Annotated in this window: 18 protein-coding genes; 4 read left to right on the forward strand and 14 right to left on the reverse strand. The window is 71.5% G+C overall.

Annotation, left to right across the window (positions count from 1 at the left end; translation table 11 throughout):
* Positions 1-53 precede the first annotated feature (53 nt).
* The 6 genes from ACWCQK_RS00160 to ACWCQK_RS00185 all read right to left on the reverse strand — a co-directional run bounded on the left by ACWCQK_RS00160 (position 54) and on the right by ACWCQK_RS00185 (position 4662).
* Positions 54-569, reverse strand: a complete 516-nt coding sequence (locus tag ACWCQK_RS00160; RefSeq protein WP_451150142.1) for a hypothetical protein — start codon at positions 567-569, stop codon at positions 54-56.
* A 215-nt stretch (positions 570-784) separates the two neighbouring features.
* Entirely contained in the window at positions 785-1375 is a 591-nt protein-coding gene (locus ACWCQK_RS00165; protein ID WP_451150144.1) for a hypothetical protein, read from the reverse strand.
* Between the two features lie 146 nt (positions 1376-1521).
* Positions 1522-2472: an ABC transporter substrate-binding protein gene (locus ACWCQK_RS00170; RefSeq protein ID WP_451150146.1), complete on the reverse strand. Its 951-nt coding sequence runs from the start codon at positions 2470-2472 to the stop codon at positions 1522-1524.
* Positions 2469-3140 (reverse strand): ABC transporter permease, encoded by a 672-nt coding sequence (locus tag ACWCQK_RS00175; RefSeq protein ID WP_451150148.1) that lies wholly within the window; start codon positions 3138-3140, stop codon positions 2469-2471. The genes ACWCQK_RS00170 and ACWCQK_RS00175 overlap by 4 nt, the downstream gene beginning before the upstream one ends.
* Positions 3137-3817 carry an ABC transporter permease gene (locus ACWCQK_RS00180; protein ID WP_451150150.1) on the reverse strand — a complete coding sequence of 227 codons (681 nt, stop codon included), beginning with the start codon at positions 3815-3817 and terminating at the stop codon, positions 3137-3139. Before ACWCQK_RS00180 ends, ACWCQK_RS00175 begins: the two co-directional genes overlap by 4 nt.
* Positions 3818-4092: 275 nt before the next feature.
* Positions 4093-4662: a TetR/AcrR family transcriptional regulator gene (locus tag ACWCQK_RS00185; protein ID WP_451150152.1), complete on the reverse strand. Its 570-nt coding sequence runs from the start codon at positions 4660-4662 to the stop codon at positions 4093-4095.
* A gap of 141 nt (positions 4663-4803) precedes the next feature.
* Between ACWCQK_RS00185 and ACWCQK_RS00190 the strand changes: the two genes are divergently transcribed.
* Both ACWCQK_RS00190 and ACWCQK_RS00195 read left to right on the forward strand, forming a co-directional pair.
* Positions 4804-5661 (forward strand): AAA family ATPase, encoded by an 858-nt coding sequence (locus ACWCQK_RS00190; protein ID WP_451150154.1) that lies wholly within the window; start codon positions 4804-4806, stop codon positions 5659-5661.
* Positions 5658-7013, forward strand: coding sequence for a VWA domain-containing protein (locus ACWCQK_RS00195; RefSeq protein WP_451150156.1), 1356 nt, complete (start codon positions 5658-5660; stop codon positions 7011-7013). Before ACWCQK_RS00190 ends, ACWCQK_RS00195 begins: the two co-directional genes overlap by 4 nt.
* Positions 7014-7074: 61 nt before the next feature.
* On the opposite strand, the gene ACWCQK_RS00200 is transcribed toward ACWCQK_RS00195, so the two are convergent.
* The 4 genes from ACWCQK_RS00200 to ACWCQK_RS00215 all read right to left on the reverse strand — a co-directional run bounded on the left by ACWCQK_RS00200 (position 7075) and on the right by ACWCQK_RS00215 (position 10482).
* Positions 7075-8052 carry a pyridoxal-phosphate dependent enzyme gene (locus tag ACWCQK_RS00200; protein WP_451150158.1) on the reverse strand — a complete coding sequence of 326 codons (978 nt, stop codon included), beginning with the start codon at positions 8050-8052 and terminating at the stop codon, positions 7075-7077.
* Positions 8049-8822, reverse strand: coding sequence for a helix-turn-helix transcriptional regulator (locus tag ACWCQK_RS00205; RefSeq protein ID WP_451150160.1), 774 nt, complete (start codon positions 8820-8822; stop codon positions 8049-8051). The genes ACWCQK_RS00200 and ACWCQK_RS00205 overlap by 4 nt, the downstream gene beginning before the upstream one ends.
* Positions 8823-8930: 108 nt before the next feature.
* Positions 8931-9542 carry an HdeD family acid-resistance protein gene (locus ACWCQK_RS00210; protein ID WP_451150162.1) on the reverse strand — a complete coding sequence of 204 codons (612 nt, stop codon included), beginning with the start codon at positions 9540-9542 and terminating at the stop codon, positions 8931-8933.
* Positions 9543-9942: 400 nt separating this feature from the next.
* Positions 9943-10482, reverse strand: coding sequence for a hypothetical protein (locus ACWCQK_RS00215; RefSeq protein ID WP_451150164.1), 540 nt, complete (start codon positions 10480-10482; stop codon positions 9943-9945).
* A gap of 334 nt (positions 10483-10816) precedes the next feature.
* Here ACWCQK_RS00215 and ACWCQK_RS00220 point away from each other — a divergent pair, with 334 nt between their 5' ends.
* Both ACWCQK_RS00220 and ACWCQK_RS00225 read left to right on the forward strand, forming a co-directional pair.
* Positions 10817-11386, forward strand: a complete 570-nt coding sequence (locus ACWCQK_RS00220) for a GNAT family N-acetyltransferase (RefSeq protein ID WP_451150166.1) — start codon at positions 10817-10819, stop codon at positions 11384-11386.
* Between the two features lie 148 nt (positions 11387-11534).
* Positions 11535-12302, forward strand: a complete 768-nt coding sequence (locus tag ACWCQK_RS00225; RefSeq protein WP_451150168.1) for a YqjF family protein — start codon at positions 11535-11537, stop codon at positions 12300-12302.
* A 134-nt stretch (positions 12303-12436) separates the two neighbouring features.
* On the opposite strand, the gene ACWCQK_RS00230 is transcribed toward ACWCQK_RS00225, so the two are convergent.
* From ACWCQK_RS00230 to ACWCQK_RS00245, 4 genes are all read right to left on the reverse strand, one after another.
* The gene (locus tag ACWCQK_RS00230) at positions 12437-13000 is read right to left on the reverse strand and encodes a hemerythrin domain-containing protein (RefSeq protein ID WP_451150170.1); all 564 of its coding nucleotides are present in this window, start codon (positions 12998-13000) and stop codon (positions 12437-12439) included.
* Positions 13001-13184: 184 nt separating this feature from the next.
* Positions 13185-14840: a ricin-type beta-trefoil lectin domain protein gene (locus ACWCQK_RS00235; RefSeq protein ID WP_451150172.1), complete on the reverse strand. Its 1656-nt coding sequence runs from the start codon at positions 14838-14840 to the stop codon at positions 13185-13187.
* Positions 14841-14994: 154 nt separating this feature from the next.
* Complete coding sequence (locus ACWCQK_RS00240) at positions 14995-16065, reverse strand: glycoside hydrolase family 19 protein (protein ID WP_451150174.1); 1071 nt, start codon at positions 16063-16065, stop codon at positions 14995-14997.
* Positions 16066-16750: 685 nt separating this feature from the next.
* Entirely contained in the window at positions 16751-17278 is a 528-nt protein-coding gene (locus tag ACWCQK_RS00245; protein ID WP_451150176.1) for a YbhB/YbcL family Raf kinase inhibitor-like protein, read from the reverse strand.
* Positions 17279-17302 lie beyond the last annotated feature (24 nt).

Below are 17302 nucleotides of genomic sequence, written 5' to 3' on the forward strand. Positions count from 1 at the left end.
CCGTCCCCGCTGGTGGGACGTGGTGGGGTGACGTGGGGCGGGCGCGAACGCGGCTAACGCACCCAGCCCGTGAAGGTCTGTCCGAGGGTGCGGGACCGCTCCGTCGCACGCGGCGCGCCACCGCCCTCGACCGCGGCCGACACGGCCCGCACCAGCCACGCGTTGACCGACAGGCCGTCGCGGCTCGCGGCCTCCTCGGCGCGCGCCTTGAGGTGGGCCGGCAGCCGGAGGTTGACGCGGGCGGTGCCGCCCTCGTCGCCGTCGGCGGGCGCCTGCGCCTTGAGCGGTTCGACGGGCGGCGCGGCCGCTTCCACGAGGCCGCCGGCGGGCGGCGGCGTCACCACGAAGTCGGGGTCGAGCCCGCGCAGCCGTACGTCGACCGAGCCGGGGGCGAGTTCGCGGGTGATCTCGTCCATCGCGGCGGAGAGCACATTCAGCATGGTCAGACGGGTCGCCGATTCCAGGGGCGCGGTGAGCCGTTCGGCCAGTCGGCGAGCGTCCTCGCCGCCGGCTTCGGCGGCCACCGCGAGTTCACGGCGCAGGGAGTCGACATACGGGGCAAGGTCCATGACGCCATTGTGGCGCCATGATGGCGTCATGCGCAAGTCCTGGACGGAGATCGCATGGTGCCATTCGGCGCCAGGTGGCACCATGCGGCGCCATCTGACGCCGTAGACCTACATCCGTACCCGTCGCGCTTGCGCCGACCGCACCCGATGGACGACTGGGCGGGGCGCGTCGGGCGAGGCGGCAGGGCTAGGTCAGGAGGGGCGGCAGGGCTAGGTCAGGAGTAGACCAGCGGGCAGCCGCGGCGCAGGGAATGCTGGGCCGCGCGCAGGTACAGCGCCACGTAGTAGGACGTGTCCAGGTCCTCGCTCCACGGGCCCGGCCGGGTGACGGCCAGTTCCGCGGCCGGGCCGTCCAGGAACCAGAGCGTCAGTCCGAGGTCGTCGCACCTCTCCGGTATCGCGTCGACCGGCAGTTCGAGGACCGCCGCAAGGCGCTCCGCGAGGGCCAGCACCTGCGGGGCTCCGGCGACCAGCGTCTCGTCCGCGTAGGCGCAGCCGACGGACAGCCGGAGGTCGTCCTCCAGCGAGAACGGCACCAGCACCGACCAGCCGGCCAGGGTCTCCCCCTCGTCCCGTGCCAGGTGCGCCTCGCAGAGCGCGCCGAACCCGGCCATGGGGGGACTCAGCTTCTCCTCGAACCGCAGCCCCGCGCCGGGCACGAAGTCCGCCTCCTCGGGCAGCGACGCGTACGGCGGCAGCCCGCGCCGTCTCAGCTGCTCGTTCAGCGCCGAGGCGGTCTCCCCGTACTCGCCCTCCCGCGCGCCGAACCACTGCTCGGCACCGACACTCACCAGGTAAACGCCCATGACCGCAACGTACAGCGCACCACTGACAGTCCCCCGGGTCACGCGGTCGGGACGGACGGGCGGGCGTGGGGCGGGGCGCGCGTGCGGACGTTCGGTCAGGTGGCGTGCGACGGGGTGCGGGCTGAGGGATGCGGGGTGAGGGGCGCTCATTTCAGGAGGCCCTTGTCCTTCAGATAGGTGCGTGCCACGTCCTCGGGCAGCCTGCGCCAGCTGTCCACCTGCTCGTTCAGGGATGCCAGGTCCCGGGTGGTGAGAACCTCGTTGAGCCGGCCGAGCGCCCGCGTGACCTTGGCGTCTCCCGCCCGGGCGCGGTTGACGACGGGGACGACGTAGTCCGCGTTCTGGAGGTGCTTGTCGTCGGCGAGGAGCACCAGCCCGAAGTCGTCGAGTGTGGCGTCGGTCGTCGTGGTGAGCAGCATCTGGTCCCGGCCGCTGCGCACGGCCAGCTTCGCCGGGGTCGTGCCGACGCCTTTGGGGTCGACGGCGACGATGTCGATGCCGTACGTCTTCTTCAGTCCGGGTGCGCAGTACGGCCGTTGGACGCACTCGTCGCCCGCCGCGAGCCGGACCTTCAGGCCGGAGGCGCCGAGGTCGCTGAGGGTCTTGAGGTGATGCTGCCGCGCGTAGGCGGCGGTGACGGCGAACGCGTTCTGGTCGACGGCCTTCCCCGGGTCCAGGACGGTGAGCCCGCGGGGCGTGGCGAGCGCGCGCAGGGCCTTCATCGTGGCACCGAGGTCGGGCGAGCCCACCGGGCGGGCGTCAGGGCCGTCGGTCTTGGCTTTGAGCCAGTCGGCGAAGGTCGCCGCGTACTCGGGTACGACATCGATCTGGCCGGACTCCAGGGCGGGTTCGTACAGCTCGCGGTTGGCGACGGTGAGGAGGGACGTCTTGTATCCGGCCTGGTCCAGCAGCAGGGCGTACATCTGGGCGAGCAGGTCGCTCTCGGTGAATCCGGCCGAGCCGACGGTCAGGTCGTGGCTGTCGCCGGGCGGTGCGGTGACCGCGCCGCGGTTCTCCAGGGACGGGCCGGTGGAGCAGCCCGCGGGCGCCAGCAGGAGGAGCAGCAGCGCGACTGCCGGAGCCGTACGGTCTCTCACCGGGTGCCTCTGGTCCAGGCCGGCGCCATCCGTTCGGCGACCTCGAAGACCGCCTCGACGACCAGCGCGAACACGGCGACGAGCACGGCGCCCGCGACCACTTGAGGGGTGCTGGCGAGATTGAAGCCCGCCGTGATGATCCGGCCGAGCCCTCCTCCGCCGGCCAGCGCCGCGATGGTGGCGGTGGCCACCAGTTGGACGGCGGCGATGCGCACGCCGTTCATGATCATCGGGCGGGCGAGCGGCAGTTCCACCCGGAGCAGCAGCTGCGGACCCGTCATCCCCATCCCGCGGGCCGCACCGACCACGCCCCGGTCCACCTCGCGCATCCCGACATAGGCGTTGGTGAGCAGGGGCGGTACGGCGAACAGCACCAGCGCGACGACCGTGGGGCCCTCGCCCCACGCACCGATCGGCGTGAGCAGCAGCAGGACGAGGACGGCGAAGGTGGGCACCGCGCGGCCGACGTTGGAGATGTTGACGGCGAGCGCGCCGCCCTTGCCGAGGTGGCCGAGGACGAGGGCGACCGGCAGGGCGATCAGACAGCTGATCGCCAGGCAGACGACGGTGAGGACGAGGTGCTGGAGCAGCCGGTGCCCGATGCCGTCGGCACCCGACCAGTGCGCGGGGTCGGCGAGCCAGTCCCAGGCAGCGGTCAGGGTCGTCATCCGCGGGCCGTTCTCGTCCAGGGAGTGATGAGCCACTGCACGCCGAGCAGGAGCAGGTCGGCGGCGATCGCGATCACCACGCACAGGACGGACGCGGTCAGCACCTGTGCCTTGAAGTACGTGTTCATGCCGGCGTAGATCAGATTGCCGAGACCGCCGTGGCCGACGATCGCGCCCACGGTCACCAGGGAGACGGCCGAGACGGCGGCGATGCGCAGCCCGGCCATGGAGGCGGGCAGGGCGAGCGGCAGTTCGACGGTGAGCAGAAGGCGGACCGGGCCGTAGCCCAGGCCGCGCGCGGCCTGCCGGGTCTCCTCGGGGACGGCCCGCAGGCCCGCGAGGATGTTGCGGACCAGCAGGGTGAGGGAGTAGAGGACGAGTCCGGCGATGACGAGGGTCGCCGAGAGTCCGTAGAGGGGCAGCAGCAGCGAGAACATCGCCAGGGACGGGATCGTGTAGAGGACCGTCGTCACCCCCAGCACGGGTGCGGCGGCCCAGCCCCAGCGGCGGGCCAGGACGGCGAGCGGTACGGCGACGACCAGCCCGATGAGCACCGACAGGGCGGTCAGCCGCAGGTGCTGGAGCACCGCGTCGAGAAGGATCTCGCTGCGGCTGGTGAGGTACGCGCCGCAGATCCACTCGTTACGCGCGAGGCAGTCGTCCGGTATCGCGGTCACCCGTCCATTGCACCGGCCACAACGTGGCCTCGGCCCGTTGTGGTGACCCGTACGAGCGGCGACCGTCGACTGCGCACAGGACTGCCGGGCGCAGCACCGACCCCACCTGCCTGCTTACCGCCCACCAGGCCGAGGGGCGGTCGCACCCTGCGCACCGGGGCCCCGCGAGGCAACGCAGGTCGGTGGGAGCCCGGTGCGGCGGCGAGCGCAGGCCGTTCGCGGCGGGCGCTGCGACGAACAGCGGCTTTCCGCCCGCGCCCCGCCCGGCGCGGGCGCTACTTCACGTCCGCCGCGTCCAGCAGTGTCTCCACGGTCGCTGTCATGAGCCCGTCCAGGGTCTCGATGCCGGCGCCGGAGCGGGCGCTCGCGCCGTCGAAGAGGAGCATGAGCTGCCGGGCCAGCAGGTCCGGGTCGCGGGCGCCGCCCAGCTCGGCCTGCTCGCGGAAGGCGATTTCGGCGCGCTCCTTCATCGCGCGGGCGACCGCGCTCGCCGGATGCGCCGGGTCCTTCAGCTCGACCAGCACGGCCAGATAGGGGCACCCCTGGTAGTCGGGTTCGACGGAGGCCAGCTCCAGGCGGCGGAACACGTACAGGATGCGTTCGCGCGGGGTGGTCGCGTCCTCGGGGCCGGGCGTGAACAGACCCTCGTACTGCGTGCTCCGGCGCTCCAGGCTCGCGGCCAGCACCTCGTCCTTGCTGTCGAAGAGCTGGTACATCGACCGTTTGGAGACCCCGGCCGTCCGGCACAGCGCCTCGACGCCGATGGAGACGCCGTCGCGGTAGAAGAGCTCGGCCGCCGCGTCGAGGAGCCGGTCTCTGGTGGCCGGCTTTTCGGTCGTGGTCATAGCGCGAGGTTACCGCGCCGGCGACCCTGAGGAAACCGATCGGTATTGGTCTTTTGTCTCACCGGGGGATGGGTGACAGCGGCACTGAACAAGCGCTTAGATAGTTCTCCAGAGGCTCGCTCACGACCACGGAGGCCCCCGTTGTTCACATCCGTCGACGATGTCTCCGCCCGGCTGGCCGAGACCGGCTACCTCGCCTCCCCCGCGGTGGCGACCACTGTCTTCCTCGCCGACCGCCTCGGCAAGCCGCTCTTGGTTGAGGGCCCCGCGGGCGTCGGCAAGACCGAGCTCGCCAAGGCCGTGGCCCAGGTGGCCGACGCCCGGCTCGTACGCCTCCAGTGCTACGAGGGCGTCGACGAGTCGCGGGCACTGTACGAGTGGAACCACGCCAAGCAGCTGCTGCGCATCAGCGCCGGGCGCGACGAGACCTGGGACGAGACGCGCACGGACGTCTTCAGCGAGGAGTTCCTGCTCCCGCGCCCGCTGCTGACCGCCATCCGCGGCGACGAGCCGACGGTCCTGCTCATCGACGAGACCGACAAGGCCGACATCGAGGTGGAAGGCCTGCTGCTCGAGGTGCTCAGCGACTTCCAGATCACCGTCCCGGAGCTCGGGACCATCACGGCCACCCGCCGCCCGTTCGTCGTGCTCACCTCCAACGCGGGCCGCGAACTGTCCGAGGCGCTGCGCCGCCGCTGCCTGTTCCTGCACATCGACTTCCCCGACGAGGAGCTGGAGCGGCGGATCGTACGGCTGAAGGTCCCCGAACTCGGCCAGGCCCTCACGGAGTCGGTCGTGCGGGTGGTCAGCGCGCTGCGCGCGATGGACCTGCGCAAGGCCCCGTCGGTCGCCGAGACCATCGACTGGGCGCGCACCCTGCTCGCGCTCGGCGCCGACACCCTCGACGAGCGGGTCGTACGCGACAGCCTGGGCGTGCTCCTCAAGCACCAGGACGACGTCCTCAAGGCGGCCGCCAAGCTCGACCTGGACACCGTATGACCGCCACCGCGGATGTGGTGACACGGCTGACGGGCCTGGTCGCCGCGCTGCGCGCGCACGGTCTGCGCATCGGCACCGGCGAGACGGTGGACGCGGCGCAGGCCGTCGCGGCCCTGGGTCTGACGGACCGCGAGCTGCTGCGGGAGGGGCTGGCCGCGACGCTGCTGCACGGCACGGCACAACGGCGCGTGTTCGACCCGGTCTTCGACCTGTACTTCCCGAGGAGCGTCGGAGCGCCGGACACGGGCCCCGCGGACCGGGAGGACCTGCGCGAGCGGCTCGCTGCGGCCCTCGCCGCCGACGACGTGACGCTGCTCGGGCGGCTGGCGGCCGAGGCGGTCGACGGCTTCGGCGGCTACGGGAGGCCGGGGTCGGACGGCTGGTCGTCGTACCAGGCCCTCGACCGGCTCCGACCGCAGACGCTGCTCGCGCGCGTCCGCGACAGCCTGCGCGCTCAGGACGGTGGCTCCGGGTTCGCCGACCGGCTGCTGGACGACGAGATCCGGCGGCGGATCGAGGCGTTCCGCGGGCAGGTGGCGGTGGAGGCGCGCCGCCGGGTCGCCGAGCGGCGCGGCCGGGACGAGATCGCCCGACGGGCGGTGGCCCCGACCGCCGACCGCGTCGACTTCCTGTACGTCGGGAAGGACCGGGTGGCCGAACTGCGCCGGACCGTGCAGCCGTTGGCCCGCAAGCTGGCCACCCGGCTGGCCGCCCGCCGCCGTCGTGCCGCCCGCGGCACCATCGACCTGCGGCGCACCCTGCGCGGTTCGCTGTCCACGGGCGGCGTGCCGATGCGGCCGGTGCTGCGCCGCCGTCGGCCGGTCCGCCCCGAACTGGTCCTCCTGTGCGATGTGTCGGGCTCGGTGTCCGGCTTCTCGGACTTCACGATGCTGCTGGTGCAGGCCCTGCACGAGCAGTTCAGCAAGGTGCGGGTGTTCGCCTTCGTCAACCGGATCGACGAGGTGACCGGGCTGCTCGTGCGCGGCGCGGCCGACGCCGAGGGCCTGAGCTCGCGCATCCGCGCGGAGGCGACCCTGACCGGCTGGCACGACAGCAGCGACTACGGCGTCGCGTTCGGCGAGTTCGCGGAGCGCTACGAGGCCGCGGTCGGCCCGCGCACGACCGTGTTCGTGCTCGGTGACGCCCGGACGAACATGAGCGACCCGAACCTGCCGGCCGTACGGCGGATCGCCGCTCGGGCCCGCCGCCTCTACTGGCTCAATCCCGAGCCCCGGGGCCAGTGGGGCACCGGCGACTCGGCCGCGCCCTCCTATGCCGAGCTGGTCGAGATGTACGAGTGCCGCAACGTCCGGCAGCTCGGCGCGCTGGTGGGGCGGCTGCTGCCGGTCTGAACCGGCGCCGGGGCGGCCTGCCGGTGAGGTCGCTTCGGCGAGCGCGCCCGGCCCGGGTGCGTCAGACCGCGTTCCCGCACAGGGCGGCGAAACGCTCGGCGTCGATGTTGCCGCCGGAGACGATCACGCCGACGCGGGGCGGGAGCGGGCCGGCGTGGCCCGCGAGCAGGGCGGCCAACGGGGTGGCGCCGCTCGGCTCGACGACGGTCTTGAGCCGCTCGAACGCGAACCGCATCGCGTCCTTGATCTCGTCGTCGGAGACCAGGACGATGTCGTCGACGAGCCGGCGGTTGACGGAGAAGGTCAGTTCGCCGGGGGTGTGCAGAGCCTGGCCGTCGGCGATGGTGCGCGGCACCGGGACGGTCACCCGGTGGCCCGCCGCCAGCGAGCGTCTGGTGTCGTCGCCGGTCTCCGGCTCGACGCCGATCACCCGGATGCCCGGGCGCAGCCCCTTGGCCACGGTCGCACTGCCCGCGATCAGCCCTCCGCCGCCGACCGGCACGATCAGGAGATCCAGCTCGCCCGCCTCTTCGAGGAGCTCCAGGGCAGCGGTGCCCTGTCCCGCCATGACGTGCGCGTGCTCGTAGGGCGGGATGAGCGCGAGGCCCCGTTCGGCGGCCAGTGCCTCGGCGATGGCGACCCGGTCACCGGTGTAGCGGTCGTACGTGACGATCTCGGCGCCGTAGGCGGCGGTGGCGTCCCGCTTGGAGCGCGGGACGTCCTCGGGCATGACGATGACGGCGGTGGTGCCCAGTTCCCGGGCGGCCAGGGCGACCGCCTGGGCGTGGTTGCCGGAGGAGTAGGCGGCGATGCCCCGGGAGAGCTGCTCAGGGGTGAGCCGGGAGGCCGCGTTGTAGGCGCCGCGGAACTTGAAGGCGCCGACGCGCTGGAAGTTCTCGCACTTGAGGAACACCTCGGCGCCGACCCGGCCGTCGAGGGTCCGGGAGCGCAGCACCGGTGTGCGGTGGGCGACGCCCTTGAGCCGGGCCGCGGCGTCGAGGACGTCGTCGAGGGTGATCGGCAGGGGTGGGGTGGTCACGGCTGTGCTCCCTCGTCGGTCCGGTCGGTGGCGGGCGCGGGCGTGCCGGCTCTCGCCTGGGAGAGGTAGGTGTAGGCGGAGGCCCGGGAGATGCCGAGCCGGGCGGCGACCTGCTCGACGGCGCGCCGGACCGCGAAGACACCGTGTTCGTCCAGGCTGCGGAACAGCTCCAGGCGTCGCGGGCGGTCCAGCGCGGCCCACGGCTGGTGCCGGTGGGACTGGTGCGCGTCGAGGATGGCGTCGACGACCGAGTCGATGTCGTTGCCGTAGGTGATGACGGGCGGTTCGACGACGGCGCCCCCGAGGCCGGCCAGCGCGCCCAGCAGGGCGTGGGCCTGGCCGACGGCGGTCACGTCCACGTTGACGCAGAGCGCGCCGAACACCGTGCCGGTGGAGTCGCGCAGCACCATCGTGGACGCCTTGACGAGGCTGCCGGAGTCGGTGCGGGTCAGGTAGTTCAGCTCGTCCGTCGCGTCGTCGCCGCGGGCCAGGACCCGCATGCCGATCTCGCTCATCGCCCCGCCCACCGCGCGTCCGGTGACCGCGCCGGCGACGGCGACCACCGACCGCTCCGGGCGCCGGTAGTCGTGCAGCACCGCCTCGCACACCGGCCCGAACGTCGCCACGATCCCGTCGAGGACGGGGGCCAGCGCCCCGAGGATCGCGTCCCGCTCCCGTTCCCGGTCGTGCCGCAGATCCTGCCGCCGGTCCGATGGCCCGTCCGGGTCTCGATCGTGGCCCTGGTACCGGTCCTGGTCCTGGTCGGCCATCTCGAATCCCCTCCCCGGAATCTCCGTACGGCCTGGAATTTTCGTCCATACTCTGTACGAAAAATCTAATCAGAGGTCGTACGGAAAAAGCAAGGGCCACGTTCGTGGTCAGGAGACGGGCCGGTCGTCCTTCGCGGGCCTGCGGACCGCGGAGCGCAGGGCTAGTGCCACCGCCAGCTCCACCAGGCCGAGCAGGACGAGCCACAGGCCGAGCAGCCGGGTCAGGGCGACCGCTGACGCGGTGGGCAGGGCGAGCACCACGATGCCCGCGGCCACCCCGAGCGCGCCGGCAGCGGCCAGGACCCCCCGGTGCGGCAGGGCCTTGACGGCGATCGCCGAGTAGAGGGTCAGCATGCCGGACACCAGCCAGGTCACCCCGACGATCAGGGAGAGCGCGGCGATCGTCTGCAACGGGTGGCGCAGACACAGCACACCGGCCAGCACGAACACCACGGCGAGCAGAACCCGGGTGAGCCGGTCGCCGTGACTCTCCCGGGCGAAGGCCGCGACGAACCGGAAGACGCCGGTGAGCAGCAGGGACAGGCCGATGATGACGGCCAGGACGTGCAGGGTCTCGTCGGGCCAGACCAGGATCAGGATGCCGGGCACCAGGGTGACGAGCGCCGAGCCCAGCGCCCAGAGCCAGGACGAGCCCAGCGCGGCGAGTACCTGCGCGGGGTCGCCCTCACGGTCCGGGCCGAGGTCCGGCCTCCGGGGCACCCCTGCGGAGGTCCGCTCCGAAGCGGCCGGTGTGCCCGGAGCGATCGGGGCTCCCGGTGTGCCCGGAGCGGCCGATGTGTCTGGAGCGGCCGATGTGTCTGGAGCGGCCAATGCTCCCGGTGCGGTCGGAGCGATCGGTGTGTCCGGAACGGCCGGTGTTCCCGATGCTCCCGGCGCGGTCGGACGAGGCGGTACGGTCACGGCTCCTCCTCGCAGGCCCGCCACCGGCCATCGGCCGACGGCCACCTGTCGGGCGTACCCCCGACACGACGGTCCGGCAGACCACTTCGCCCCTCCCCCGCACCACCACCCACCAGGATCACCCGAACCGGATGCCCCCGCCACACCGCGCAGTACCCCTGACGGGTCGGCACGTCAGGGACGTGACGGCGTCGGGCCATCAGTGGGCCAGCCCCACTTTCAGCGCGACGATCAGCAGCCCGATCACGAGGTTGACCGCGCCCGTGGAGGCGGCCATGCCCCAGGAGGCGCGGGCGCGCCGGGCGGCGGCCATCGACCAGCCCACCAGTCCGGTCACCGCGACGATCATGGCCAGCCAGAGCGTGCCTTCCAGACCCAGACCGAACAACGGGCTGACGGCCACGGCGACCGCGGGCGGTACCGCGGCCTTGACGATCGGCCACTCCTCGCGGCACACGTGCGCGACGGTGGCCCGGTTCAGCGGCTGCCGGGCCAGCCGGGCCCCGAACAATTGGGCGTGCACGTGGGTGATCCAGAAGACCACGCCGGTGCCCAGGAGCAGCAGCGTCAGTTCGAGCCGCGGGAGCGGGCCCAGCGTGCCGACACCCGCGACCACGGAGGCGGCGAGCAGCGATCCGTAGACGCCGCCGGTGTAGTCGGCCTGGGACCGGCGCCGTGTTCGGCCCGCCCCGCGCTTCTCCGGGATCTCGGCCCCGGTGCCGGCCCTGGTCCTGACCATGGTGTCCCTCCGGATGCTCGGGAAGCCGGGCCGGTCCACGGGTGCGGCGCACGGTCGCGAGAGGCCGACGAAGGTGGCGTGACCCCGCCTGACGCCAGGATCGCCGTGTTCGGGCCGTACCGCCGCACCACGGGGTACGTCTCGGTGACGGCAGCGGCGTGGGCGGCGCGGCGTCCGGCCCGGTGTACGAAATCCCGTACACCGGCCAGGACGCGGCCGAACCCGGTGACTCCGGCACCCTGCCGCGCCACTCGTGGCAGGCTTCGCGGACAGGACGGGAGCGGGCGGGAGCGGGAGAGAGACGAGGAAGACGAGGGAGGCGAACGGTCAGGCCATGTCCGGATTACGTACGCGGCCACTGGACGACGCCACCTGGGCGGACTTCGCCGCCCTGGTCGAGCGGCACAACGGCGTGTGGGGCGGCTGCTGGTGCATGTCGTTCCACGCCGAGGGGGTGGGGAGCGGCAGGACCGCCGCGCAGAACCGGTCGGACAAGGAACGCCGGGTCCAGGAGGGCAGGGCGCACGCCGCGCTCGTCTACGACGGGACGGACTGCGTGGGCTGGTGCCAGTTCGGGCCGACCGGCGAACTGCCCCGGATCAAGCACCGGCGTGCCTACGTCAAGGGGGTGCACGTCGTGCCGGACTGGCGGATCACCTGCTTCTTCGTCGCCCGCGGGCACCGGCGGGCCGGGGTCGCCGCCGTCGCCCTGGAGGGCGCGCTGGGCGAGATCGCGCGGCTCGGCGGCGGAACGGTGGAGAGCTATCCGGAGGACGTCGAGGGCCGTACCGTCTCCGGGTCGTTCCTGTACAACGGCACGGTGTCCCTGTTCGAGAGCCATGGTTTCCGGCGGACCCGACGGCTCGGCAAGCATCACTGGGTGGTCGTCAGAACCGTGGCCTGACCGGACCGGACGAAACCGCCCGGACGTCCCACGAGGGTGCGTCCACGCGGCCGTATCAGGCGGGCGGCGCATCTCGTGGCCTCACCCTCCGGGAGCCGCTGCCCGCCTCGGGCTCCGGCCGGAGCGGGTGTCTGCGATCCTGACCCCCGTGCCGATCGACCCCGTGCCCGTCAGCCCCGACGCCCCCGCCCCGGTCCATCCGCCGCTGCTCACCCAGCAGTGGCTCGACCTCACCTTCGTCCACTGGGCCGTCGAACCGGGCGCCGTGGCACGGCTGTTGCCCGCCGGGACCTCTCCCGACACGCTCCATGGGACGACGTACGTCGGGCTCGTGGCGTTCCGGATGCACCGGGTCGGCTGGTTCCGGCTGCCGGGCGTGCCGTACCTGGGCAGTTTCCCGGAGACCAACGTGCGCCTCTACTCGGTGGACGGGCACGGGCGGCGCGGTGTGGTCTTCCGGTCGATGGACGCCTCCCGGCTCATCCCGGTGGTGATGGGCCGCGCCGCCTTCCGGCTGCCGTACGTGTGGTCCCGGATGACCGTCCGGGCCGAGGGGCGCACCGTCGCCTACACGAGTTCCCGCCGCTGGCCCGGTCCGCGCGGCGCCCACAGCCGGCTGACGGTACGCGTCGGTGAACGCATCGAGGAACCGACCGGGTTGGAGCATTTCCTCACCGCCCGCTGGGGCATGCACAACGCGTTCCTGCGGGGCGGGGCCGAGTCGTCGGCCTACCTGCCCAACGACCATCCCCGCTGGCCCCTGCACCGCGCCGAACTGCTCACATGCGAGGAGAACCTCGTGGCGGCCGCGGGCCTTCCGGCGCCGAGCGACGCACCGGTCAGTGTCCTGTACTCCCCCGGCGTCCCGGTCCGCCTCGGCCGCCCGACCCGCCCGGCGGGCATTCCCACACCCTGACGGCGGCCGCGTTACGGGGAGCCGGGGCACGGTCGCCGCGCCGCGCCGCTCCGGGCTCGTGGACCGCCCCGCCCTCCGACCGGCACAGGCCGCCGGAGCCCGCGGGCCTCCCCGGCCGGACCGGCGAACGGGCCTCAGTCCAGCTTTCCGCGGCCGGACAGCGCGTCGCGCAACCGGTCGACGAGACCGGCTCCGGGAGCGAGCATCTTGTCGGCCGGCGGCTTGTCCGGCGCGGAGGGGTGCGGACGGGTCGGCGCCACCTTCTTCGCCCGGCGGACCTTGTCGCCGAGCTCGTCGAGCGTCTCCGGGGCGGCCACCACACGCAGCATGGGGAAGAGGTTCCGCTCCTCGTCCGCGACGTGCGAACGGATCTCGGTCATCAGCATCCCGATGAGCCGGTCGAACTCCGGGTCCCCGGCCTCACAGCTCTCCAGGTCCTTCATGATCTGCTCGGCCCTGGAGTGGTCGTCGGTCTCCCGGTCCGCGATCGCGTCCCCGTTGGCGAGGTACTTGCGTACGGCCGGGTAGAGGTACTCCTCCTCGGCCACCGAGTGCCGTACCAGTTCCATCGTGACCTGATCGGCGTAGACCTTACGGTCCTTGTCCCCGGACGACAGCGCGCCGATCTTCCCGAAGAGTTCCTCGACCTCCCGGTGGTCCGTCATCAACTCGTTGATGACATCTCCTCCGTGTCCCATCTCCACTACCTCCGGTCGACTCGGCCCGGACCTTCCCTGTACGGGCACGGTGGCCCTCCGAGTGCCCTCGCCGGCGGTGGGCTAACGCGCCCTGGCCCCCGCCCCCTCTCCATGAGTTCCGGGTACGCGTCCTGACCAACGACGGGGTGGCCCCGCCTCTCGTCGAGGCGGGGCCGCTCCGCTGTCAGGCCGGAAGGAGGAACTGCTGGTTGGTGGTCCCGGTGCAGGACCAGATCTGCAGCCGCGCGTTGTTGGCGGTGGACATTTCCGTGACATCCAGGCACTTGCCCGAGACCGGGTTCACCAGCGTGTCGCCGCTGCCGCGCTGCCAGACCTGGGCCGCGCTGCCGTTGCAGTCGAACAGCTGCACCTTCGTACCGTCGGCCGTGCCTGCGGCGGCGACGTCCATGCACTTGCCGAGCGCGCGGAGGGTGCCGTCGCCTCCCACGGTCCACTGCTGCGCGTCGGTGCCGTTGCAGTCGTACATCTGGATGGCGGTGGTGTTGGCGCTGTTGGCCTTGTCGATGTCCACGCACTTCTCGCCGAGTCCGGTGATCGGCCCGGTGGGCAATTGGGTGCCGGGCAGCACCGGGTTGTTCGCGTTGGTCAGCGTCTCCCACGCCACGAACAGGTAGTTCGTTCCGGCCGGCCGAGTGCCTTCGGTCAGGGCCTGCGTGTTGGCCATGGCGACGCCCTGCCTGGTGTGCAGCGCGTTGAACCCGGTTTCCGTGACCGGGCCCAGGCCGCGCTTGAGCGCCCCGCTGCCGCACAGCCCCGCCGGCTCCGGAGCCGCGCGCAACTCCTGGGTGGACTGCCACCCGAGCGCCTGCCGAAGCCGCTCACCCACCTGCGGATAGAGATCCGAGCCCTGCATGAGAGCCGTCTCGGCGATGTGCGACATCGAGGCGATGCTGTAGCCGGTGTGCACGAAATCCCTGCACGTCTCCTGCGTCATCCCGGTGACATACCGTTTCGCCGTCTCCCAGTTGAAACCACCGTCCGGGCTCCGGTGCGGTGTCGGCCCGTCCGATTCGAGGTAGACGAAGGCGGGGACGCGTTCGAGGTACTGGCTGACGGCCTTGTCGAAGGTGACGCCGTCATTGGTGAAGACGGCGATCCCGATCGACGCCTCGGCCTCGGTGAGGTCCCAGTTGCTGGTCCGGTCGTCGCCGTTCACCACGACGGGCAGGTACACCGAGCGCAGCATGTTCGCGAACCGGGCCGCGTTCGGCCAGTTGTGGTACTGGTACTTGATGAGTTCGGCGGCCTTGACCCACGAGGCGGCCGACCACGCTGTCTGGATACCGGTGTTGGCGCCCGTGTGGCTCGTTATCGTGGCCGACCACGCGTCCATGAGCTGGATCGACTTCTTGGCGTACCGTTCGTCACCTCTGAGGGCCCATGCCAGCGCGTCGGTGTAGGCGGCGATCGCGTCCTGTCTCTCGTTCGTGCATCCGTTGTCCGGATTGCTGCTCTGACCGCAGTTGACGACGGCGCGTGGCGTGGGCACGCGTGAGAGCGAGGCCAGGGAGTCGTCGACCATGTCGTCGTACGCGCCCTTCCAGGGCGACGCGCCTTGCTGGACCTTGGTCCGCACGAACTCGAGCTGCGTGGAGGTGATGTTGACCCCGGGGTGCGCGAAGTTCTGCGGGGCGAACCGCAGGGCGGACTTGGGCGCGGGGGTCGCCGCCGTCGTGGCCGTCGCCGCGGTCGTGGCCGTCGCCGCGGTCGTGGTCGTCGCCTCGGTTGTCGTCGTCGCCGACGCCGTGGCCGACGCCGCCGAGAGAGTCAGAAGTCCGAACGCTGTCGCGAACGCGCAGCGTTTCAGCATCGCATGCATGAAAGATTCCCCGTCTGTTGACGAAACCGAAGTCCTGGACCGAGGCGCGGTCCCGCGCCCTGGTCCGATGTGCTGGTGGGTGAAGGTGGCCGAGAGCACCGCGCGCCGCGTCACCGACCGTTCCGGCGCTCATGGCAGCGGCGCCCGGAGGGGCTCAGCAGTAGAGGTTGTCGCCCGGGCCGACCCCGAGGACCGCGGTGAACCTCTGGTAGGCAGTGACCCGGCTCTGCACCTGCCCGGGGTTCTTCCCGTCGCATTCGAGGGAGCCGTTGATGGTGCGGATCGTCTGACCGAAGCCCGCCTGGTTCACCATCGCGTTGTGCGGGGTCATCGTGCCGGCGCCGGTCGAGGTGTTCCAGAACCACAGGCCGGTGCGCCAGGCCACGGCGGAGTCGTTCTGGACCAGCCAGGGGTTGTGGAGCAGGTCGATGCCGAGCGCGTCGCCCGCCGCCTTGTAGTTGAAGTTCCAGCTGAGCTGGATGGGACCGCGCCCGTAGTAGGCGGACCGACCGGCCGGGCAGCCGTACGACTGGCTCGCGTCGCAGTAGTGCGGGTAGTTGGCGGTGTTCTGCTCCACCACATGGACCAGGTGGCCGGTCTCGTGGTCGACGTTGGCGAGGAAGGCCGCGGCCTCCTGCTTCCTGACCGTGTCACTGCCGGTCGTCGCGAAACCGGGGTAGGAGCTCAGCGCCTGCACCAGCCCGCTGTACGTGTAGAAGCCGTTCCGGTTCGGGAACATCTGGTTGAACTGGGCCTCACTGATCACGAAGCCGGAGGGAGCCGAACCAGCCTCGGGCGCCGTCCACTTCTGGTTCGCCTTGCCGGTGCAGGTCCAGATCTGGAGTCGGGTGCCGTTGGTGGGGTCGTTCTCCCGGACGTCCAGGCACTTGTCGGCCGCGGGGTTGACTATGTCGCGGGCCGCGGTGACCACCCACTGCTGATGGGCGCCGCCCTTGCAGTCCCACAGCTGAACTGACGCACCGTCGGCCGTGCTGTGGTCGACGATGTCGAGGCACTTCCCGAGAGCGCGCAGTGTGCCGTCGCCCGGGTTGGACCATGTCTGGGCGTTGGTTCCGTTGCAGTCGTAGAGCTGTACCGGCGTCCCATTGGCGTTGCTCGCCGCCGCGATATCGACGCACTTGCCGGCCAGGCCGGTGATCTGACCGTCGGCTGCCGAAGCGGACGGCGCGGCCACGAACAGAGCGGCGATCAGTGCGGCGATCACCGTCAATACCGTGGACAGGCTTACGGATTCGCCTATCGAGGCAGGCTTTTTCGGCAGCCGTCTGACACGAGACGAAAACATGGGGAAACACTCCTTACTCGGCCCTGGACCGAGACTCTGCGGAAACGGGAGATTTCCCGGAGGACGGAATGGCGCGTCAATGCGCCAACTCTCCTGCGTTGGAAGTCCCGTTGAGTTCCGTGACGGTCCAGACCTTCGCAGGGTGATGTGTCAGCGTCAAATCATTGCTGTTCGGCGGTGTGTCGCGGCGCGGCGAATGTCTCTGGCGTTCCATCGGATTGGCGCCGGAGTTCTATTTATCGAGCCGGCCTGCCTTTATGGCGCGCATGATGGGGCGACGGCAACCGGGGATATTCGAGGCGCCTCGGTTATCTGCGTCACACGTGGCGACGACCCGCGCAATGGGAAGCGGGCATGAGGGATGCCACGACGGTTCGCGTGTCGTGAGTGCCTTCAACTGGCCACGGTGCCGCATGCGGCCACGGGAACACCGACGGGTCGGCGGCCGGTCAGCCGCTTCCGCCTGGCCTTGGACATCAGAAAGAGCGGCCACGCGTACGCCGCCGCGACGCGGATGAGCAGGCCTGCGCGTCGCAGACCTGCTCATCGCCGGAGTCGCCGGAGTCGCCGGAGTCGCCGGAGGGTGCTTGTCGTGCGAAGGTGCCTATCGCTCGAAGGTGCCGTACATGGTGGCCCGCGCGATCGCGTGCGTGAACAGGAGGAAGTCCATGTAGGCGGGGGTGGACGCCTCGGACACCTCCAGTTTCTCCACACCGACCGCGTGGACCACGAGGAAGTAGCGGTCCGGGCCGTTGCCCGGAGGCGTCGCCGGTCCGAGATACCGTCTGTGCCCGGCGTCGTTGGGCAGCGTCACCGCGCCACCGGGTATGCCGCTCCCGTCTCCGGCCCCGGCCGGAAGCTCGGTCAGGGAGGCGGGAAGGTTGGCCACCGCCCAATGCCAGAAGCCCGAGGCGGTGGGCACGTCGGGGTCGAACATCGCCACCGTGAAACTTCGCGTCTCCTCAGGAAACCCGGACCAGCTCAACTGCGGTGAGACGTCCGAGCCGCCGGCTCCCAGGATGCCGCTCACCTGCTCGATGGCCAGTTGCTCGCCGTCGGCCACCGACTCCGAGGTCACCGAGAACGTCCGGAGCGGCGGCATGAAGTCGTACGGACCGTAGGGCTTGATCACGACGATCCTCCGCATCCGCGGTCA

It is taken from the genome of Streptomyces sp. NPDC002306 (genome assembly GCF_053593435.1).